Raw genomic sequence first — 22,224 nt, forward strand, 5'->3', positions numbered from 1 at the left:
GGTGGTTTTTTATTCTTGTTATTCGACTTACTTACCGAATAATTTACCAGCGAGGCCAATTGCGCCGCTGATTCCACCGATTGAATCGAGAAGTGATCCGCCACTGCTTGCCTGATCCATCATCTGTGGCATAGCATCTTGCAAACCACCGACAGCTTCTGACTCGCTCATGCCTAATTTTGAAGCAAACTCTGAAATTTTATCTGCGCCAAAAAGGTCAGTAACTTGGCTTTCGCCCATTTCTTCGTTTTCGCCATCACCCAGGAATGAAGCAGCCATTCCAGCCATTCCACCACTTTGCATTTTTCCAAGTAAAGAGCCGATGTCTAATCCACCTTCTTCACTATCGCCTGTAAGGCCAGACAGTGCAGACATTAATGATCCTGCATCTAAACCACTTCCTGCATCGCCACTACGTTGGCTATTCATAAATGCCGAAGCACCCATTTTTAAAAGATCGCCCATATCCATAATAATTTCCTTTAGATTAATTAATACTTGTTTCAACAAGTATAAGTGTTACTTGTTGAATTTAGGTTCAATTAGTCTTGAGGGATACGTAGCATTTGACCCGGGAATATAAGGTCTGGATTTTGAATAACTTCTTTATTCGCTTCAAAAATCTCAGGATGACGATTGCCGTCTCCGTATGCGTTTTGAGCAATTTTCCAAAGACTGTCGCCTTTTTTAACTTCGTAGTATTCAACAGTAACAGTTTGTGCAGGAGCTACAACATCATCAGCACGAACTTCTTCGATACCTAATGCATTACCCGCCATTAAAATTACTTTTTCCAAAGCGCTAGGGTCGTCTGTCTCGCCCTTGATTGTAGCAACGCCATCTTTAACTTCTACTTCCAGGTTGCTGATTCCAGGATTATCTTCTTCGATATGTTTTTTTAGTTTTTCTGGTGCTTCATCTTCACTGCCAAAAATTTTCTTACCAATATTCTTGGCAAAGCTTAATAGACCCATTGTAAATCTCCTTTGATTTATTTAGTTTGTAAATTTTAATGATAGTTTATATTTATCAAAATTACACAGCTATCATAGGGTTATATTTAAGTATTTCAAGGAGATTGAAATAAATGCTTGTTGGGTAATATAGTTGGGCAAGACAATTGGCTATATAAAAATGAAGTTACGAAAAAGGGCCTGAAAGTAGGGGGGTGACATTAATTTAAACACCTATGGCTGTATTTAGCGTTTTTTTGGTGTTTTAAAGAAATGACCCAAACTTAACAAAGCGTTTGTGCCAGTAGGCATTATCCATAGAAGCGACGGTGACGCGTTTTCCGCTTGATGGTGCATGTACAAACTTCCGGTTGCCTATGTAGACGCCAACGTGGTTGGTTCTCGAGCCCGTTTTAAAAAATAACATATCACCAGGTTGTAACTGTTGAAAGGGAATCGTTCGGCTACGATCTCTTTGCTTTGCCGTGGTTCTCGGGATATTCATCCCCAATGCGTTTTTGTGTACATAAGTCATGAGTCCACTACAGTCGAATCCTTTTTGTGGTGAATCACCCCCCCACTTATAGCGTGTTCCTACGGCACTTGTTGCGATTTGTACCATTCTGTTTCTGGCTGGGTGAATATTGTAGACGGCCGATTGTTGAGTTTGTTGTGAAAACTGAGGGCGTGAAGCTTGTTGTTGAGAAGCTTGTGGTGCTGGATTTTGCACCTGTCTTCTAGATGAAGATTGTTGTGAGTAGCGTTGCCCTTGTCGCTGTTGTGCATTTTGTTCTTGTTGCACGGCTGCCTGCTGTTGATTGCGCTGGGGGTGTTGATAATGGGTATATCGACCCTGAGAGCAGGCTGATATTAATTGGGTTAAAACGATTAAGCTTAAAAGTGCGCTTAATTTCTTCATTATTATTTACTCTTATTATCATTTTTCTGTGCACATAAAATGCACATAAGAAAGGAAGAATGAGTCTCAGTAAATGAATTAGAGACTATTAAAGATGCTAAGAGTACTTGGTCAATGGTTACTGTATGCTGAATCAAAATGAACTTAATTGATTCTAAACTTGCTAATCATTATTAATTTTTGATGATTTTTGTAAACCTAGTTATAAATAAATGATCAATAACAGCGCGTTTTTGAGAGAATCTTAAGTATTGTTATTGAATTAACTTACTCATAATCTCAAACAGTGATGTGTAAATTATTGTAGAATCCACAACACTAATTAGAAAACTGCTTTCAGGGTTTAGTTTAGAACTTAAACTACTTAAAACAGTCATAAGCTATTAGTCATATTTCCGGGGCTTTCCTTTGTCAGACAATAAAGACAAACCATTTGATACATTAAACCTCTCCGAGGTTTCAGATATTGTTACCGATTCCACAGATGATGCTGTGGACGTTGAAAACTCTGTGGACGTTGAAAACAGCAATGAGCATGATGGTGTTGATGTTGAGCCAGATGTGTTGGCAGAAGAAGACGCTGATTTAACAGAACAAGCTGTTCCACCCAGAAAACGTACGGTTTTCGGCATTATCTTAGGTGTATTTAAAGGCTTATGGCGCGTATCCAGAATCGCTATTTTGATCGGTATTGTGATTGGCTCATTATTGACTGCAGCTTATGTTTTACAACAGGATGAACTGGTTCGATCGCAGTTTGAAGGTAAGCGTTGGGCATTGCCAGCGCGTGTTTTTGCAAGACCGCTGGAAATTTACGAGGGTCAGAGTTTAAAGCCGGAAAATCTACAAAAAGAACTTCAATTATTGGGTTACAGCTATGTGACTCATCTGGTCGGAACGGGACAATTCACCAAAGATAAAAAAGGATTGTTTTCTATTCAAACGCGTGGTTTTAAGTTTGCTCAAGATCAGGAAATTTCACGCAGAATCAGTATTCAAATTAAAAAAGATAAAATCGTCAAATTATTGAATACAGAGAGTAATGAGCCATTAACCCTAATGCGCCTCGAGCCCGTTTTAATTGGTAATTTCTATCCACAGCACAATGAAGACCGCGTTTTGGTAAAGCTGGATGACGTCACACCGCTACTGGCAAAAGGTCTGGTTGCTGTTGAAGATAAGAAATTCTACGACCACTTTGGTGTTAATCCAAAATCTATTGTTCGCGCAGTGTTGGCAAATGCTGAAGCAGGTCGAAGAGTTCAGGGTGCAAGTACGCTGACACAACAGTTAGTGAAAAACTTCTTTTTAACCAGCGAAAAAAGTTATAAGCGTAAAGCGCAAGAAGCCATCATGGCGATGCTGCTTGAGGTGCATTACGATAAACAAGAAATCCTCGAAGCCTATTTAAATGAAATTTATCTGGGGCAAAACGGTAAACGCGCGATACATGGTTTCGGTTTAGCGTCTCAATTTTATTTCAATAAGCCGATTAGTGAATTAAGCACAGAACAGGTCGCACTATTAATTGGTTTGGCAAAAGGCCCTTCGGTTTACAACCCAAGATCTCATCCTAAAAGAGCAATGGAACGTCGTAACCTTGTGTTGGATGTGATGGCGAGGGAAGGCGTTCTGGAAGAAGAGAAAGTCGCTGTTCTTAAGAAAAAGCCTTTGGGTGTGAATACCTTTGCGCCACCGAGTGTAAGTCCTTTTCCTTCTTATTTAGAACTGGTGCGTAAGCAATTACAGAGAGATTACAACGAGAAAGATTTGAATTCCGAAGGATTGCTGATCTTTACTTCGATGGATCCTATCGTTCAAATCACCGCTGAAAAAGTATTAAAGAAACGTATCGAGCAACTCGAAAAATCCAAACGCATGGAGAAAGATAAACTCAATGGTGCGATGGTGGTTAGTAGCGCTCAGGGCAGTGAAGTATTGGCTGTGGTGGGTGGCCGTGATGCACGTTTTGCAGGTTATAACCGTGCTTTAAGTGCTTCACGTCAAATAGGCTCGTTGATTAAGCCGGTGGTTTACCTGTCTGCAATTGAATCTGGCGAATATACCTTGGCTAGTCCCGTTGATGCTGGGCCAGTAACAGTGCGCTTGTCTAAAACAAAAACCTGGAAACCGAAAAACTATAGCGGAAAAGATTTAGGCATCGTTCCATTTGAAGAAGGTTTGGTTAAATCCCTAAATACGCCAACGGTGCGTATTGGCATCACCTTAGGTCTGGAGCAGGTTATTCGTACCTTGCATAACCTGGGTTTAAATCATGAAGTGACAGAGAACCCCTCTTTACTGTTGGGCGCTATACAGTTAACGCCGATGGAAGTGCAACAGATTTATCAAACATTGGCAGCTGGTGGAAGTTATACGCCGCTAAAAGCGATTCGAAGTGTAATGAATTCATACGGTGAAACGCTCAAGAGTTATCCATTAAAAGTTCGACAGGTTGCCAAAGAAGAATCGGTTTATTTGTTAACTTACGCGATGAATAAAGTCACCAAAGAAGGCACAGCACGTTATTTAAGCCACGCTTTACCCGCATGGAAAAATTCTGCAGGTAAAACAGGTACCACCAATAAAAATGTAGATAGTTGGTACGCTGGGTTTACGGGCCAGCATGTGGTGTCTGTCTGGGTAGGTCGAGATGACAATAAGCCTACGGGTTTTACGGGGGCTGCTGGCGCTTTACGTGTTTGGGCTGATTTCATGAAAGAGATTCCGACCAAACCATTTAAGCCCGTTAGACCTAAAGGTATTAAGTTTATGAAGGTTGATACGGTTACAGGTCTGATTTTTAATCCATCATGTGGGAAATCTCATACAGTGCCTTTCTTTGCCGGAACAGAGCCTAATGAAATCAGTGAATGCGTTCCTGAAGTACAGTATGAAATTAGTAGCGAGTCTACAAATAATTCACCAGGTGCACCTGTATGGCAAGATAACAATAGTGCGAATTACGCACCTAATAATCAAAACCGTCAAAATAGAAATCAGACTGATCAAATGAATTTGTCTGGAAATGGAATGGCTAAGAAAAAAGCCATTCAATGGAGCAATAAACAAAAACAGAAAGCGCCTGTTGATGATGGTCCAATTTGGAGTGGTCAGTTATAAGCTGTCATATATTGGTTGCTTATTGAGCTTCTGGTAATATACTCCGCGCTCATTCATTCTATTTAAGTACACCCCCCTACTTATAGCGTGTTTTTTGTCGTCAAGAAAATTAGAAATAAAAAAGCCCTCAAAGTAGGGGGGTGATCAAGATAACTCTTACAAGCTTTATAAAACCTGTATTTACTGAAAATGAAAACCAGAGAAAGCATAAGCAACATGAACACATATCCTCAATACAATAATCAATCTAACTATCAGTTTACTGTTCAATTTATTTACAGACTAAAATATATAGGACTGGCGTTATTGCTAATGAGTGTGACTGGTTGTTCGGTGGTCGATTCGTTTCAGTCACCTAAACCTCAAGCTAAAAGCTTACCTAAAATACCCGAAATCAAACGCCAACAAGTCAATAAGCCCCGCTATACACAACCAAAAAAAGTGACGCGTGTGCAAAAAGCTCCGGTTAAAAAAGTATTGAAACCTCAAGCGAGAGTGATTACTGCTGAGGAAAGAATGCAAGCTAAAGAACTGTTGCAGAAACAGGCTAAGGAGAAAGCTACGGTAGACATCGACCCTTATGCGGCTGTACCAGAGAGTGACTCTTTGAGTATTACTTCTACAGTGGAAAATCCTGCGCCAGAGGAAGAAGTTACTTCTGGTACTTCTTCGAATAGCTCTCCTGCAGTTAAGTCATTATTGATCGGAGCACGTGCAGATTTGGCAATGGGCAAAAATAGCTCAGCAGTGAGTAAACTGGAAAGAGGTTTGCGCATAGAATCCCAGAACCCAGAATTATGGCATTTACTGTCTAAGGCGCATTACTCAGATAATGATTACACACAGGCTATTACCATGGCTAAAAAATCTAATCGTTATTCGAACGATGATAGTTTGATTGCGCAAAACTGGGCGTTAATTAAAAAAGCAGGTGAGAAATCTGGTAACGCTACTGTTATTAAAGAAGCGCTTGATTACATCAAGTTAAATCCTTGATATGGGAATTGATTTAGATGATAACTGGAAAAAACTGCTTAGTGATGATGGGCCGCTAGCAGCCGCCATACCTGGGTTTCAGGTGCGTGATCAACAACAGCAAATGATGGAAGCGGTTGGTGAAGCGATTCAAAACCATTCTGCTGCGGTTATCGAGGCGGGTACGGGTGTTGGTAAAACCTTTGCATATTTAGTCCCAGCCATAGCTTCTGGCGGTCGAATTATCGTTTCAACAGGGACCAAAACCTTACAAGACCAGCTTTTTGCCAAAGATTTGCCAGTCGTTAAAAATGCTTTAAAAACAGATACCCAAATCGCATTGCTTAAAGGGCGTGCAAATTATCTGTGTCGTTATCGCTTAGGGCGTGCGCAGTCGGAAGGTCAATTCGATGATCGCCGTACCATTTCTCATTTGCAACGAATTGCTGATTGGGAAGTCATGACCTTTTCTGGTGATATTGGTGAGCTCAATAGCGTTCCCAGAGATGCTGAAGTCTGGCAGCACGTCACTTCAACGGCAGATAATTGTCTAGGCACAGATTGTGGGGATTACGATAGCTGTTTTGTGGTTAAAGCCCGAAGAGAAGCGCAAGAAGCGGATGTTGTTGTCGTTAATCATCATTTATTCTTTGCAGATTTAGCCTTAAAAGAAGAAGGTTTTGGCGAATTATTGCCGAGTGCGAATGCGGTGATTCTGGACGAGGCACATCAACTCCCGGAAGTTGCTTCTACGTTTTTTAGTGAAACATTGAGTAGTCGTCAATTAATTGAATTAGGTCGGGATACTCTCGCTGAAGTTCTTAGTGGCGCTGCAGATATGACAGATTTGCGCGATGATTTACGAAAGTTAGAAAAGTGCGTATTAGATTTACGTTTAGCGATGGATAAACCGGGCCTTCGCGAGCCATGGTATAAAATAAAATCAAAGCCTGCGATAGAGAAAGAGATTGCACATTTGGGTGAAATTCTTGATTCATTGTATGACCAGTTAAAAGTCGCAGCTGAGCGTAGTAAAGGCTTAGAGTCTTGCTATGAACGTATTCAAGTTCAGGTAGAACGTTTACATAACTTAAATGATCCAAAAGCCAATACCGTTCAATGGTATGAAACCTATACACGATCATTTTCACTGGTTTCAACACCGTTAGATATTGCCGATACGTTTAAAAAACATTTAGAAAGTTGGCCATGTGCGTGGATTTTAACGTCAGCGACCATCGCAGTGGGTAAATCTTTCGATCATTTTACACAACGTATTGGCATGGAATCACCGAAAGAATTATTGCTCGATAGTCCATTTGATTATTGGCATAACGCGCTGCTTTATGCGCCACCGAATATTCCTGAGCCGCAAAATGTTGAGTTCGTACCTGCACTGGTTGAGGCGTCTATTCCTGTTATTAATGCCAGTGGTGGTAGAACGTTTATGTTGTTCACTAGTTACCGAGCGCTCAATGAAGCCGCGGAGTTATTGCGAGGTGAAATAGATTACCCAATACTGGTACAAGGTGATTCATCACAAGGTGAGATGATCAAAAACTTCCGTAAACTGGGTAATGCCGTTTTGCTGGGAACCAGTAGTTTCTGGGAAGGTGTTGATGTCAGAGGAGAAGCGCTAAGTTGCGTGATCATTGATAAGCTACCGTTTGCATCTCCTGGTGATCCGGTTCTTGAGGCGCGTATCAAGAGTATTCGTGAGGCCGGCGGTAATCCTTTCTTTGAGTATCAGCTACCGCAAGCAGTAATTGCACTTAAACAGGGTGTAGGGCGTCTTATTCGCGATGATAACGATACAGGCTTGCTGATGATCTGTGACCCGCGTCTACGTACTAAATCTTACGGAAATACTTTTCTGGAAAGTATGCCGAGAGTCCCTAGAACCAGTAAACTTGAAGTGGTTGAGCGCTTTTTCGAACATCTAAAAACTAAAAAACTCCAGACTGAAGCGTCAAAGGACGAAGATCTGGATAAAGGTAAAACTGCCGATGCCTAATATACTTGCAATAGAAACTGCTACAGAAGCTTGTTCTGCAGCTTTGATTAGTTTTGAAGATAATTCAATTGATATAGATGTTAACACTGCAGAGCTAAAAGATGTTGAGCCTAAAATAATCTCTCAATTTAAACTTGCCCCACGAGAGCACACCAAACTTATTCTGCCAATGATAGAAAAAGTGCTGAAAGTAGGGGGGTGTACCATGGATGATATTGATGCGATTGCATTTGGTCGTGGCCCAGGAGCTTTCACAGGATTACGTATTGCCGCAGGCATCGCTCAAGGGTTAGCGCTTTCTATAGACAAACCTGTGATTCCTGTTTCTACCTTATCTGCCTTAGCACTTCAGACTGTATCAGCGTTGCAGGCAAGCCAACAAAGTTATGCGGGTGAAACGATTATTGTGGGGCTTGATGCGCGAATGGATGAAGTCTATTGGGGGGCTTTTGAATTCCAAAAAAGTGAATTAATTCTCACAAATGATGAAAAAGTCACAAAAATGGTTGAGATAGGGGAGTATATTGACAGTTTTGAGGGCAAACATTTTCTAGGTATCGGTTCAGCCTGGGATGCATATACTTTGGAAACATTGGATGGTTCTGTTAAAAATTCTGAGCAAACCTTAACGATCATCGAGAATGCTTTTCCTAGTGCAACGGAAATTGCTCGCTTAGCGATGATTGAGTTTTTACAACAAAGAACAGTCGCAATTGAAGATGCGCAACCAGTGTATATTCGTAATAATGTTGCTCAGAAGTCAAAGAAATAATAAAAATTATAGGTACTACAATACCTTATGATTCTTACCTGAATGGGTAATATCAATAAATACAATTGTTTGAGATCATAATCGACATTAATTTTTAATGTGAGTAAACTGATTTGTAATAGTCTAGTTTATAAATAATTATAATTAAAATGAACCTTTGCATACAAATTTCCATCTAACATCCATGAACCTTTTTAATTTTAAGCGCAAATAGAAGCATAAATAGTTAAGCAAGTTTTGTTTCTTGTTAATTAGAACAATCAAAGTATATGAAAATTAAATTTTACGGAGTGAGAGGCTCAATAGCCACACCTGGACCTAGTACTATTCGCTATGGCGGGAACACTGCGTGTGTCTCTGTTAGGTCAGATGATGGTTCTCATTTCGTATTAGATGCAGGGACTGGAATAAAAATATTGGGCGATGAGCTCATGGAACAATCTTCTAAAGAAGATATTCATTTGTTTTTTAGCCATTATCACTGGGATCATATTCAAGGCTTTCCTTTTTTCCTGCCTGCCTATCAGCCAGACCAAACGATTAACTTACTCGCGGCACACATGCAGGATGAGGAAACACATACTGTGTTAACACAAATGACTGATCCGCACTTTCCTGTACCCAGCGACAGGTTAGAGGCTAAAGTAAAAGTTTTATCCGTCATTAATAGCATGTTGTTGATCGGAAAAACGCAAGTTAAAACCAAATCCTTGAATCACCCTGGTGGTGGTTCTGCTTATCGTTTGGATATGCCTGAAGGTAGTATGGCTTATGCAACGGATAATGAGCTTTTCCCACCTAACGAACCAGATACGAATTATCAAGAGTGGGTAGATTTCTTTCAGGGTGTGGATTATTTGATTCATGATGCTATGTATTTGGATGATGAATTACAAAAAACACATGGCTGGGGACATTCTTTAATATCCCAGACCTTACAACTTGCGGTGGATGCAAAAGTTTCTAATCTGATCTTATTTCATCATGATCCTTCAAGAACTGATGAGCAGTTAGATCAGATATTGATTGATAGTAAAGCGTGGGTGAAGTCACAAAATTCAAAATGCCAAGTGCATATGGCAAAAGAAGGTGATGAATATGTGGTTATGGAAGGCTTAAACTCAGCCAGAGTAGCTTTTGCCTGAGTTATCTGCTGCTTAGCTATTCTGTAGCAAAGCTATCAAGTGATTAGCTATATTCAGATTAAACTCTCTTAAATTCAAAGTTGGGCTCATTTCTAAAGCCCGAAATCAGTAAACATATAAAATTTACACCCCCCTACTAATAGGGGGGTTTCTATTCCATTTCTTTTATAGAGAGTCGTTGATTATCAAAACTCTAATGATAGGTTTCGGTGATGCGATAGACATGCTGCCATTTCTTTAGCCTGTGGATCTGTAAACCTAGCTTGTAAGCGTAATCCAATGTTCTTAGAAAGTGCTGTTTTATACGCTTCTAAATCAGGCAGTAACTCAGTGGCTGCTTTATTGCGCCATGTTATTTCACTAGCATAAAGTTCTTTTGCCTCATTATAGAAAACAAGCGCTTTATTTCGGGCTTCGTTGAGCGCTGTTTCATCATTAGCTTTCTTAAAGGCACGTCTGGTTTTTGCGAGCTTGGTTTTAATAGACCCAGAGCCCTTAACCTTATTAAATTGCTTTTCAAGTGCCTTTACATCTTCAACAATTTTTTCAGCATCATTTGAAGTGATACTTTGTTCAAGCGAATTAAAGCTTTCCTCAGCACTTGCAAGCAAGTCTTTTGATTGAATAATCTGAGACAGTTCTTGAAGCGGTTCATAAGCAGAATCAACACTGGTATTGTACTGTCTACGTGTTTTCTTCAGTGCATCATCGAGCTTTTTATAACTAGCATTTTCCTTGATCCACTGTTCTGGAATAGATGCTTCCAGTTCTGCTTTCTTTTGCGTAAGGCTGCTAATTTTTTCTTTAAGGTTCTCAATGTCAGGATTGTTTTCAGCCAAATCATCAATTTCATTTTGAGTGGCTTCAATTTCATTAGCAAGTTTCTTCATATCAGAATTAAGATAACTAACCTGTTGTTGTAATGGTCTGTAAGTTACCGAAAACTTCTCTAATTCTATTTTTTCTTGAGCTATTACAGCTGCTAGCTCCAAGCCTTTCAGTGCATTTTCTGTGCTTTCTGTAAATTGAGTGCTCAGTTTCTTTGGAAGATAACTTAAATCAAATGTTTGTGCTTTCTTGATGCTTGCTTCAATTTCATCGCTATTCAATGCGTATTGCTCTTGAACATAGTCTTCCAGACAAAGCTGTAATTTAGGGTTCAAAGGCGGTGGTGCAGTTTCTGATAGCAAATGCGTTCGGTTTGGCAAGTAGTTCACTAGACTTGGGTATAGGCCAACAATAACTAATCCGAGTAATTGCAACAGAATAAAGGCAGAAGCACCTTTGTAGATATCCGTTGTTTTTACGATTTTATCGGCTACACCGCGCAAGTAGAATAGGGCAAAGCCGAAGGGAGGGGTTAAGAATGAGGTTTGGATATTTAAACCTATCATCACGCCTAACCAAACTGCAGTTATATTCGCTTCTGGATTAGCCAATAAAATAGGAGCAACTATAGGGACTACTACGACAGCGATTTCGATAAAGTCGAGGAAAAATCCGAGTAAGAAGATTACAAGCATTACTACGATAAACTGAGTCCAGAATCCGCCTGGTAGAGTGGTTAAGAAATGCTTAACTATTTCTTCGCCGCCAAAGCCTCGGAAAGCTGAGGTAAGCATCGCTGCACCAATGAGAATAACAAATACCATTGAGGTCATTTTTGCGGTATCAATCATGACACTTTTAAGTGTGTCGTTGATTTTGAATGCTCTTAACGCGCTCCAGCCGATAGCTATAACAAGTATAGCAACCGCCCCAATAGCGAGTTTTATGCCAAAGAACTGCTCAGGACTTTTGATACTTCTCACATTTAAATCATAGATATTTGTAAGGAAGCCTATTGCAAAAAGTGAAAATAAAGCCATAAATGCGGGTATATATCTTGTGACCTTTTTGCCTTCATGTAGCCTGTATCCCGCCATCACCATGGCGCCTATCGCACCTATGGCACCGGCCTGATTTACGGTAGCTACCCCAAGAATGATTGATCCCAAAACAATAAAAATTAAAGTTAGTGGGGGAACTAGTGCAAGTAGAGTATTAACTATAAAGGTTCTGTCATATTCACCATCATAGGGAACAGGTGGTGCTGCTTCTGGTTTTATCCATGCATAAATAAGTATGTAGAGCATATACAAGCCCACAAGGATCATTCCCGGTATTAGTGCTCCCATGAACATATCGCCCGCACTAGCCGAGACTACGTCTAGGTGCGAAGGCATGTTAAATTCACCTGTTGCCTCTTTGTACAGTGTCTTTCTCATGGTGCTGGCTTGATCAGCTGCATTTGATAGCTGATCAGCGAGTATGATTAATACAATCGAGGGAGGAATTATTTGTCCTAGCGTTCCTGATGCACATATGGTTCCAGTGGCTAAGGATTTGGAGTAATTATTACGCAGCATTGCGGGTAATGAGATCAGACCCATGGCGATAACTGTCGCCCCTACAATTCCCGTAGTTGCTGCCAATAGTGCACCAACAAAAACGACAGATATTCCAAGACCACCTGGAAGAGGGCCGAAAAGCTGAGCCATTGCCACAAGTAAATCTTCTGCAATTTTAGAGCGTTGTAACATTATTCCCATAAATATGAATAATGGAATCGCAATCAGAGTATCTCGTTCAACAATCCAGTAGAGGCTTCTGAAGTTGGTCACCCCGGCACTTAGCCATTGAGATGGACCACCTTCAGCAAAATACGCACTTGGATCACCTGTAAAGAGGTATCCGGTAAGTGCTGCCAAACCAACCGAAATTATGGCAGAACCAGGAAGAGCAAATGCAACAGGGAAACCTGATGATAATGCCCAAATCATCAAAAAGAATAATAAACCTAAAAAGAGTAATTCCATTAGTGCTCTCCTCCACTAGGTAGCTCTGCATCGGCTTCTTTGAATAGAAAAGCACAATTCTTTAGAAAATAACTGATAAAAATGAGTGCCATCGAGACAGCAAATACAACTAGAAATGCAGCCATTAAATATTTTACATACATACCATAGCCACTAGGGGAGGTTTCAAAACTTAATATAGGGGCGATTAAACTGCTCTGACGACTACCTAAGCCATAGTGCAGTATCGTCCAGCAGACAGGTAATCCAAGGATCAGAGACCCTAAAGCATTAACCCAGGCCTTCTTTTTATTAGTAACACGCGCATAAAGGACATCGACACGAACATGACCACCTTCAACCATTGTGTAAGCACTCGCAAACAGGAAGAATGCGGCATACCAGAATCTCACTAAATCTCCCATGAAAGCTTGCTCATAAGAGAAAACAAAACGTGTAATTACGATTGTGAACTCAGCTAAAACTACCAGAAAAGCTAGCCAGTAAAAGCCTAATGATTTGCTGAACCATGCAACGACAATAGCTAGAACTAATAACGGATAGTGAACATAAAGCCCGCGTTGCGTTGATTGATCGAGTATTTGTGCTATTTCTGCGCCAACTATAGGTATAAGGATTTCTTCAACGCGTAAGAATGAAATTATTGCATCTGCCAGACCGATAAAGAATACTGCCCAGAATGCTGCTCTAACAATAAAATAAGACAACTCTTTATATCGTTCAGCATCTGAAGAGAGGCTATTTTCAGGTGTGCGTTTGATTGAAAAAGCTATTAAAACGAATGTGACAATATAAATGAATAGTAAGGCGATACCTTTGTAGAGCCTTGCTGATTCTAATGCTTCTCCGCCCATAAATGAGTGTAGGGTTTCAATTAAGGGTGGCCAATCGTGCCAATAGATAAGAAAGCGGCTCAATAAATAGAGTAATACGGTAGCCACTAATATCCCCGCAAAAATTCTTATTAGATTTCGCGATGATGATTTGCGGGTAGCTGTAGATGTCTGTTGATCAGATAAACTAGAAGCTGAATCCATTGGAGTCCTTTCCTTAGCGCATGAAGTTAATTTTCTTAAACCACCATTTTTACACAAGAATAGCCTTAACAAGAACAACATTCTTATTAAGTGGTGCTTCACTTGGTTAAGGATAGTAGCTTAAGGAAATTAAATTATGAATTATTTAAAAAGAAACGGAACCATGAGGTTCCGTTTCTGCTTGAGTGTCTAAGTGCTAGAGACCCAGTACTCTATTACGTTGCTGAACATAAGCCTGATCAGAAATCTTGGCCCATGCACCAACATTGGTACGTGCTGCTTCGAAACTCTCGTGAATTTCTTTAGCTAGTGGACTGTGTTTTTTAACATCTTCAAACACTTTATCTGAAGCTTCACCGAAGCTATCATAAATGTCATCACTAAATGCGCGAAGTTTTACGCCATGCTCTTTAATCAGTGATGCTAGTGCTTCACCGTTCTTAGCATTGTACTCAGCCATCATTACGTCATTTTCTTCAGATGCAGCTGCCTCAACCATACCTTGCTGAGCTTCAGTTAAGCTATCCCACCATTTCTTGTTCATGCCGACACAAAGCATAGCGCCTGGCTCGTGCATGCCTGGGTAGTAGTAGTACTTAGCAGCTTCGTAGAATTTCATGATCTTGTCATTCCAAGGACCAACCCACTCTGTAGCATCAATCGCACCAGAAACTAAGTTCTCGTATATTTGACCACCAGGTAGTGTTACTGGAGAAGCGCCTAATTTAGATAGTACGTCGCCACCAAGACCAGGCATACGCATTTTAAGGCCTTTGAAGTCTTCAGCAGAGTTCATTTCCTTACGGAACCAACCACCCATCTGAACACCTGTGTTTCCACACATAAGGCTTTTAAGACCGTAGTTTCCAGCAAGTTTGTCCCATAACTCTTGTCCGCCACCAAAGCGAATCCAAGCATTCATTTCGGTGTATGTTAATCCGAATGGAACAGATGTGAAGTATGCAAAACCTGGGTGTTTTCCTTTCCAGTAGTACTCGGCACCGTGATAAATCTGAGAGTTGCCAGATGCAACTTCATCAAACGAGTCAAACGCTTTAACGCGCTCTCCAGCAGCATAGTATTTAACTTCCATGCTACCGCCACTGATTTTGGTAAGTCTTTCAGCGAAACGTTGTGCACCTGTACCTAAACCAGGGAAGTCACGTGGCCAAGTTGAAACCATGTTGATTTTCATTTTTTTGCTATGGCTGGCTGCCACTGCTGGTGCTGCAATTGTTGCGGCTGCAGCTGTTGCTGCTCCGGCTACTGCACCTTTCAGTACTTTACGTCTATCCATCTAAAATATCCTCTGTTATGGGTTAGATCTTCTTTTATAGAGACTTGCCGAATAATGTTCATTCTAGTTTTTTCGAACGAGTCATCTTAGCGTGATTAATCACACAAAGAAGACTAGCTTAAGAATGGAAGCTTTGCATCGGTAAAATTACGTAAAAGTTTAATTAAATTACTTATTTTTCTTAGAAACGTTGTAAAAAACTCATAGCAGACATGGCTTCAATTTATAATTGAAACAAAAGGCTGGAGCAAAATTTTGTGCACAATTTAGTGCACAAGGACGAAAGTTTGCATGGTGAGTTTTTTATTAAATGAGTAAAAAATGCCTAAAAGTAGGGGGGTGACTAAATTTAATAAAAATTAACAGGTTTACTCAGCTTTAACTAGGAACAAACTAGAATCGATTAAATATAACCATGCTTTTTAGCATAGCGAATTAAACCCGCCATGGAATGTGTATCTAATTTTCGGTAGATATTGCCACGATGGCATTCGACAGTGCGAAGGCTGATAGAGAGTTTTTCAGCGACATGTTTATTATTCAGACCGTTTAAAAGTTCTATTAGAATGGCTTGTTCACGTTTGGTGAGCTTGCTTGTGTCTTTAGCATTATTATCTAAAACATTTGCTGCACTAGAGCAGAAATGTGTCCCACCATCATGTATTTTTCTCACAGCATCAATCATATCAACAGCCGGTTGATCTTTTAAAATGTAACCCTTTGCGCCTGAATCGATAGCATTTTGCATATATTCTTTATTGTCATGCATCGTCAGGATCAAAATTTTGATTTCAGGGTGAGATTGAGACAATAAGCGAGTGGCTTCCAGACCATTGATATTGGGCATACTGATATCAGTGATAATGACGTCAGGCCGGAGCTCAGACGCTATATCGAGTAGTTCTTGTCCGGTCGCTGCAACACCAATCACGTTAATATCATCTATGTCTTCAAAACGCGTTTTAATACCATCTTGAACAAGCGGATGGTCGTCCGCTAAAACGACGCTGATGCAAGTAATTGAACTATCCAAGGTGTCTTTAGTGGGTGTAGGTGCTGTGCTCATAATGGTATGTGTACAATAACGGTAGTGCCCTTATCGATGGACGAATTAACGGTTAAAAAGCCTTCAAGTAATTCAGTTCGATCTACCATATTTCGTAAACCAAGTCCTCTTTCCGGGTTTGTTTGTTCCAGTGTTTGTTTGTCAAAACCTATGCCATCATTACTGATACTCATGTTGATCGAGCTCAGTTTTTTGTCGATATTGAGAATAACATGTTTAGCCGATAAAGCATGTTTCTCTATGTTGGTCAGTGCTTCTTGAACGATTCTATAAAAGGCGGTTTCTATTTCCTGAGGCAATCTTTCATTAGCGGTGTTATTGCGAAACTCGACAACAATATTGGTGCGCTCTTCAAAGTCTGAAATTAGACTCTTTATCGCCGCATTTAATCCGAGATCGTCTAAAAGGCTGGGTCTTAGGTCTCGTGATATGCGTCGTACTTCCTGAATTCCGGTGTTTAGTATGTCATCGGCCTCATCGATAAGATCTGCGGTGCTTGAAAGTTCATTGTTTTGTTTTAGTAATCTGCTTTTAGCAGTATCGAGTTTGTATCTGACAGAGACCAGTAACTGGTTGATGCCATCATGCAACTCACGTGATACACGTTTTCTCTCATCTTCCTGAAAGTTAACCGTTTTATTAGTCAGATCGCGCATTTTTTGGGTGGCAAGCTTACCTTCTGATAAGTTGATTAAAAAACCGATTAATGAAGTCAGTAAAGTAGCAATAATCGCTATTATAGAGGTAAGTAATAGGGTCTTTTTATTGGTGTTATTGGCTTTGTCTTTAATCCCAAGCACACCTTTTTCGATATCATCTATGTAAATACCAGTGCCTACCATCCATTGCCATTTTTCGAGGCCGATAGAATAGCTCAACTTTCCAACTGATTTTCCACCAGATGGCTTATCCCAAAGATATCGGGTGAAACCACCACCTTGTTTTGCTTTTTCTATTAATTCTTGAATCAATAGTTTGCCGTTGTCATCTCGAAATTCGAAAAGATTTTTGCCTTCTAATTCTGGTTTTCGAGAGTGAACAATATTGATGCCGTTATAGTCATAAACAAAAAAGTATCCATCCTCGCCATATTCCATGCTTTTAAGAATGTCATAGACTTCCTGTTGGGCATGTTTTTTAGCGACATTGGGGTTATCGTAAACATTGATAATGGCGGTGTAAGCGAGCTCCATATAATTTTTGAGTTCGCTTTTTTTGGTATTTAGTAATTCTTGTTCAAAGGTTTCGGCTTGGGTGCTGGCGAGCAACTTGGTTTGATGCACTGTCGCTGCCGCAATCCCTGAAATAGCAATAATCAAGGGGATCAGCGTGAGTAGTGCGATCTTTAATTTATAGGGTAAGGCTGCAAACATAGTTATAGTTATAGCGTATTTAATAATTTTCGATGGAGTTTAGTTAATTATGCTTCAATATAAAAAACACCCTCGCAAAGCATAAATTCTATTTACGTTTTCAAAAAACAAAACCGAGCCGAGATTCATCGAGACAAAAGCATTGTTGTTTAATGCTTACCCGTAGGGAAGGCGCAGCCGCATAAATATCATTCAAAAGTAGGGGGGTGACCTTATATTAGTATTTATTCAGTTTCATTCTGTATTGAAACGACACAAAAAAGGCAGGAATAATTAACCTGCCTTTTTTGTAAATGTTAACTAGAGGATAAGCGTTAAGGCATATCTGTTAGTTCTTCTTGATCATCACCTTCTTTTTCAGGAGGTAATAAGGCTTCACGGGTAATGCCCATCATCAGCAATGAACTACTCGCTACAAATATAGAAGAGTAAGTACCGACAATTACACCAATAATCATGGCAAGTGAGAAGCCATGGATTATTTTACCGCCAAAGTAGAATAATGCAGACAGCACAAGTAAAGTCGTCAAAGAGGTTACTATCGTGCGAGAAAGTGTCTGGTTTATAGATATATTAATCGATTCATCTGCTGTAGCTTTTCGGAGTTTAAGGAAATTTTCCCGGACTCGGTCAAACACCACGATAGTATCGTTGAGGGAGTAACCAATAATAGCCAGAATTGCGGCGAGTATGGTTAAGTCAAACTCAATTCGGGTGATCGAAAATATGCCCACCGTAATCACCACATCATGTATCAGTGCGATAATTGCTCCAACAGAAAAGCGGAACTCAAAACGTAATGTAACGTAAATTAAGATACCTGCCAAAGCCAGAAGCATTGCTGTACCACCATCATCACGCAGTTCGTCACCTATTTGGGGACCAACAAACTCCACTCGACGTAACTCTACATCAGCATTGGTACTTTTCAGGATTGAAAAAACCGCATCACCAATTTTTGCTCGGTCTTCACCTTCGTGCGGTGCGATTCGAATCAGTATATCTTTCGCAGTACCAAAGTGTTGGACTGAGGCATCAAAATTAGCGGCGGTTAATGACTGACGAATTTTATCGACATCAGCCGCTTCTTTATAGCCCACTTCAATCACTGTACCACCCGTGAAATCAACGCCCAGATTCAAGCCATTAACAATTAATGAGCCTATTGAAACGACCATTAAAATTGCAGATAAAATCATCGCAATTTTACGTTTGCCGGTGAAATCGATCATCTTTCTAGTTTTTGTATTCATAATAGATAGCTCCTAAATGTGCAGTTTCTTAGGGCGTTTACTACCGCCGTAGATTAAATTAATGACTGCACGTGTGCCCATGATCGCGGTAAACATTGATGAGACAATACCAATTGCCAGTGTTATAGCGAAGCCTTTTATTGGTCCTGTTCCCATGCCGTAGAGTACAACTGCTGCGATCAGAGTGGTGATGTTTGCATCAGCAATGGTAGAGAATGCTTTTTCATAACCCGATTGAATCGCAGCCTGAGGCGTTAAACCATTACGCAGCTCTTCCTTTATCCGTTCATAAATCAGTACGTTCGCATCGACCGCCATACCAACGGTTAGTACGATACCTGCAATACCCGGTAAGGTTAGGGTAGCCTGGAGCATAGATAATGCCGCAACAATCAAAATCAGATTGAGTGTTAACGCCAGATTGGCTACCAAACCAAATACTCGGTAATAGAATGCCATAAAGATCAATACAAGCACGAAACCAATGACCACTGATTTAAAGCCTGCAGAGATATTATCAGCACCAAGGCTTGGGCCAATGGTGCGTTCTTCTACAATATAAACAGGTGCTGCAAGTGCACCAGCTCTTAGAAGCAGAGCAAGGTTGTATGCTTCTTGCGGGGTATCTAATCCGGTGATCTGGAAGCGTTTACTGAGTTGTTCTTGAATTCGAGCAACATTAATAACTTCTTTAGAGACTTTGGTGTTTTTGGTGAAAGTGCCGTCGTCTTGTTTGGTGACCACTGTTTTATGTTCAATGAAAACCACACCCATTAGTTTCTGAACATTAGCACCTGTCGATTTAGCGAATAACTTAGCGCCTTTGCCATCAAGAACGATCGTAACAGAAGGGCGTTGATCACGTTGATCGAAGCCTGAAGATGCGTCAGTAATATAATCACCGGTAAGCATTACCCGGCTTTTTAGTAGAATAGGGTTGCCGTTTCTTTCTACAAATAATTTATCGCCAACAGGGATACGACCAGAAGCTTGTGCAGAGTAGGGATCATTACCCTCGTCTACTAAACGAAATTCAAGTGTTGCGGTAGTTCCAAGAATTTCCTTCGCAACTGAGGGGTCTTGAACACCAGGTAATTGAACGACGATTCTTTCAAGGCCTTGTTGTTGAATGATTGGTTCACTAACACCTAATTCATTCACACGCTTACGTAAGGTAGTGATGTTTTGCTGTAGCGCAAAGCGTTTAGTGTTATTGATATTAGTTTGAGTAAGTGTTGCTTTTAACGCAGCGCCTTTGGCTGTTTCTTCATCTTCAAAGTCGATTTCGTTACGATATTCGCCTTTGATTTCCTGTCTCGCCTGATCTCTTAGCTCTGTTGTTTTGAATTGAATGATTAGGTGATCTGTAACGCGTTTCACACCAAGGTAGCTGATCTTCTTTTCACGCAAAAAAGTTCTGAATTCTTCACTGTGGCGAGTCAGAGATTTATCGATGGCAGATTCCATGTCTACTTCCATCAGGAAGTGAACACCGCCACGTAAATCCAGACCAAGATTCATAGGTTTGAGGCTTCTAAGCCAGCCAGGAGTTGCCGGAGCAAGATTCAAAGCTGTATTGTACTTGCTGCCCAGGCTGGTTTTGATAGCATCTGCTGCAGCAAGCTGCGTATCTGGCGTATCAAAACGGATCAAAGCTTTGCTGTTATCTATTGATTGAGTGTCTTCAACAGGGATACCTTTTTCAGTGAGCGTATCTTTAATTTTCTGAAGAACGGAAGCATCTAGAGGAAAGTCTGGAGAACTAGAGGTAACCTGAACTGCAGGTTGAGAGGGATAAATATTGGGCAATGCGAGGATAAGACCTCCCAGCATTACGACAATAATTATGATGTATTTCCACATTGGATAGCGGTTCATTATTATTAACCCGGTGTGTTTGTAACGTTATAAGTAAATAACCCCCATGCTTAGAACTAAGACATGAGGGATTGTTATTCGTTGAATGGTATTTTTTTAAGCGCCTTTCATTGTACCTTTTGGAAGTACCGCTGAGATTGCATGGCGTTGAATAGTGATAGTGCCAGTCTCAGATACTTTTAGCTCGACGAAACTGTCGCCTAGCTTAGAGATTTTTCCAATGATTCCGCCACTTGTTACAACTTCATCACCTTTGCTGAGTGAATCAAGTAAAGAAGTATGCTCTTTCGCTTTTTTAGCTTGTGGGCGAATGATCATGAAATACATGATGCCGAAGAACAGGGCAACCATGAATACAAGTTGTAAACCGCCACCTGCTGGTGCTTCGCCAGCTGCCATTGCGTTTGAAATGAAAAAATCCATTGTAATCTCCAAAATTTAAAATTCTTAATATAATCGTTTCTTTAAAGCAGAAACAATTGTTCAATAAATAGCCGTGTATTATGCCTTATCCCACGGAAAGTTAATAACTTTCTGTATGGATTTTTCACCTGTAATGCACATCAAAACCCGATCTAAACCTATTGCTACACCTGCCGAGGCAGGAATACCCTTTTCGGCAGCTGCCAAAAATAGGTGGTCTTTTTTGACAGTCTCTAAATTAAAGTCTTTTCGAGCCTGATTTTCATCATTTAGAATTTGTTTGTTGCGCTTACTGTCTACTTCTTCCTGGTAGCCATTTCCTAATTCTGATTGGCCTAAATAAACTTCGAAACGTTCGGCAACTGGATAATGCTCAGTTTGCCTGATTTGGGCTAACGCAGATTGTGAAACCGGGTAGTCATATACAAAAGTTAAATGACTGCTTTCGAATTCAGGTTCGATGCAAAAACTCAATATTGCATCTAGTAATGACTGATTATTCATACCTTCAGTATCTAAATGGTCGATATGCTCTCTGACGCAGTCAATTAATTGTTCATTTGTAGCGATATGGGGATTGATGTTGAATTTTTCAAGGAATAACGATTCATAAGTTTTAAATTGGGGCTTTTTAGGTAAATCAGGCAATACAATACTGAGGAGTTCTTCTACCTCTTGCATTAATTTTTGATAACTAAAACCTACACGGTACCATTCAAGTAAGGTGAATTCTGGGTTGTGTTTGTTGCCAGATTCTCCCGCTCGCCATACTTTTGAAATTTGATAGATATCACCACTGTCTGCCGCGAGAAGGCGTTTCATTGGGTATTCAGGGGAGGTGTGAAGGTACCGAAGCTCTGAGCTTTCTGATTTATGCTGAATACATTGTATTGATTCAATAAAAGGATCTGTATTGCCAAACTGAGATAATGCCGGCGTTTCGACTTCTAAAATATTTCGTTGCAAAAAAAACGCCCGAATGTCATGTAACATTTGGGCGCGAGATTTTCTTGTTTGCTGTGTGGTGTTAGGTGACCAATCCAAGGCTCTACTTCCTGATTGTCACACCCTGCTTACTTATAAGAATTATATAAAAAAACTGCCCATAAGTAGGGGGGTGACTTACTGTTTATTTCTA

At 40.4% G+C, this 22,224-nt stretch carries 17 protein-coding genes; 5 read left to right on the forward strand and 12 right to left on the reverse strand.

All coding sequences use genetic code 11. The annotated features are described in order from the left end of the window. Nucleotides 1–27 precede the first annotated feature (27 nt). The 3 genes from Q1A31_RS13045 to Q1A31_RS13055 form a co-directional block, all read right to left on the reverse strand. A complete protein-coding gene (locus tag Q1A31_RS13045) occupies nucleotides 28–471 on the reverse strand; it encodes a YidB family protein (protein WP_299877264.1) in 444 nt (147 codons plus the stop codon). A gap of 71 nt (nucleotides 472–542) precedes the next feature. Beyond that, nucleotides 543–974, reverse strand: a complete 432-nt coding sequence (gene lysM, locus Q1A31_RS13050; RefSeq protein ID WP_299877267.1) for a peptidoglycan-binding protein LysM — start codon at nucleotides 972–974, stop codon at nucleotides 543–545. Between the two features lie 244 nt (nucleotides 975–1,218). Next, complete coding sequence (locus tag Q1A31_RS13055) at nucleotides 1,219–1,872, reverse strand: C40 family peptidase (protein ID WP_299877270.1); 654 nt, start codon at nucleotides 1,870–1,872, stop codon at nucleotides 1,219–1,221. Nucleotides 1,873–2,280: 408 nt separating this feature from the next. Between Q1A31_RS13055 and mrcB the strand changes: the two genes are divergently transcribed. From mrcB to Q1A31_RS13080, 5 genes are all read left to right on the forward strand, one after another. Further along, nucleotides 2,281–4,995 (forward strand): penicillin-binding protein 1B, encoded by a 2,715-nt coding sequence (gene mrcB / locus Q1A31_RS13060; RefSeq protein ID WP_299877273.1) that lies wholly within the window; start codon nucleotides 2,281–2,283, stop codon nucleotides 4,993–4,995. 216 nt (nucleotides 4,996–5,211) lie between these two features. After that, a complete protein-coding gene (locus Q1A31_RS13065) occupies nucleotides 5,212–5,991 on the forward strand; it encodes a M48 family metallopeptidase (protein WP_299877276.1) in 780 nt (259 codons plus the stop codon). 1 nt (nucleotide 5,992) lies between these two features. After that, on the forward strand, nucleotides 5,993–7,984 hold the full coding sequence (locus Q1A31_RS13070) for an ATP-dependent DNA helicase (protein WP_299877279.1): 1,992 nt from the start codon (nucleotides 5,993–5,995) through the stop codon (nucleotides 7,982–7,984). Next, a complete protein-coding gene (tsaB, locus tag Q1A31_RS13075) occupies nucleotides 7,977–8,756 on the forward strand; it encodes a tRNA (adenosine(37)-N6)-threonylcarbamoyltransferase complex dimerization subunit type 1 TsaB (protein ID WP_299877282.1) in 780 nt (259 codons plus the stop codon). The genes Q1A31_RS13070 and tsaB overlap by 8 nt, the downstream gene beginning before the upstream one ends. 269 nt (nucleotides 8,757–9,025) lie before the next feature. Then, entirely contained in the window at nucleotides 9,026–9,901 is an 876-nt protein-coding gene (locus tag Q1A31_RS13080) for an MBL fold metallo-hydrolase (RefSeq protein WP_299877286.1), read from the forward strand. A 185-nt stretch (nucleotides 9,902–10,086) separates the two neighbouring features. Here Q1A31_RS13080 and Q1A31_RS13085 read toward each other — a convergent pair whose 3' ends face one another. The 9 genes from Q1A31_RS13085 to epmA all read right to left on the reverse strand — a co-directional run bounded on the left by Q1A31_RS13085 (nucleotide 10,087) and on the right by epmA (nucleotide 22,130). Further along, nucleotides 10,087–12,759, reverse strand: a complete 2,673-nt coding sequence (locus Q1A31_RS13085; RefSeq protein ID WP_299877289.1) for a TRAP transporter large permease subunit — start codon at nucleotides 12,757–12,759, stop codon at nucleotides 10,087–10,089. Further along, entirely contained in the window at nucleotides 12,759–13,796 is a 1,038-nt protein-coding gene (locus Q1A31_RS13090) for a TRAP transporter small permease subunit (protein WP_299877292.1), read from the reverse strand. Before Q1A31_RS13090 ends, Q1A31_RS13085 begins: the two co-directional genes overlap by 1 nt. A 196-nt stretch (nucleotides 13,797–13,992) precedes the next feature. Continuing rightward, nucleotides 13,993–15,093 carry a TRAP transporter substrate-binding protein gene (locus tag Q1A31_RS13095; RefSeq protein WP_299877294.1) on the reverse strand — a complete coding sequence of 367 codons (1,101 nt, stop codon included), beginning with the start codon at nucleotides 15,091–15,093 and terminating at the stop codon, nucleotides 13,993–13,995. Between the two features lie 403 nt (nucleotides 15,094–15,496). After that, a complete protein-coding gene (locus Q1A31_RS13100; RefSeq protein ID WP_299877297.1) occupies nucleotides 15,497–16,159 on the reverse strand; it encodes a response regulator transcription factor in 663 nt (220 codons plus the stop codon). Further along, nucleotides 16,156–17,532, reverse strand: coding sequence for a cache domain-containing protein (locus Q1A31_RS13105; RefSeq protein WP_299877300.1), 1,377 nt, complete (start codon nucleotides 17,530–17,532; stop codon nucleotides 16,156–16,158). The genes Q1A31_RS13100 and Q1A31_RS13105 overlap by 4 nt, the downstream gene beginning before the upstream one ends. 314 nt (nucleotides 17,533–17,846) lie before the next feature. Further along, nucleotides 17,847–18,785: a protein translocase subunit SecF gene (gene secF, locus Q1A31_RS13110; RefSeq protein WP_299877302.1), complete on the reverse strand. Its 939-nt coding sequence runs from the start codon at nucleotides 18,783–18,785 to the stop codon at nucleotides 17,847–17,849. Nucleotides 18,786–18,797: 12 nt separating this feature from the next. Then, nucleotides 18,798–20,663: a protein translocase subunit SecD gene (gene secD, locus Q1A31_RS13115; protein WP_299877306.1), complete on the reverse strand. Its 1,866-nt coding sequence runs from the start codon at nucleotides 20,661–20,663 to the stop codon at nucleotides 18,798–18,800. Between the two features lie 96 nt (nucleotides 20,664–20,759). Beyond that, nucleotides 20,760–21,086 carry a preprotein translocase subunit YajC gene (yajC, locus tag Q1A31_RS13120; protein WP_131903895.1) on the reverse strand — a complete coding sequence of 109 codons (327 nt, stop codon included), beginning with the start codon at nucleotides 21,084–21,086 and terminating at the stop codon, nucleotides 20,760–20,762. A gap of 78 nt (nucleotides 21,087–21,164) precedes the next feature. Then, nucleotides 21,165–22,130, reverse strand: a complete 966-nt coding sequence (gene epmA / locus Q1A31_RS13125) for an EF-P lysine aminoacylase EpmA (protein WP_299877312.1) — start codon at nucleotides 22,128–22,130, stop codon at nucleotides 21,165–21,167. Nucleotides 22,131–22,224: the final 94 nt, after the last annotated feature.

This window comes from uncultured Cocleimonas sp. (genome assembly GCF_947495625.1).
Taxonomy (GTDB): Bacteria; Pseudomonadota; Gammaproteobacteria; order Thiotrichales; family Thiotrichaceae; genus Cocleimonas.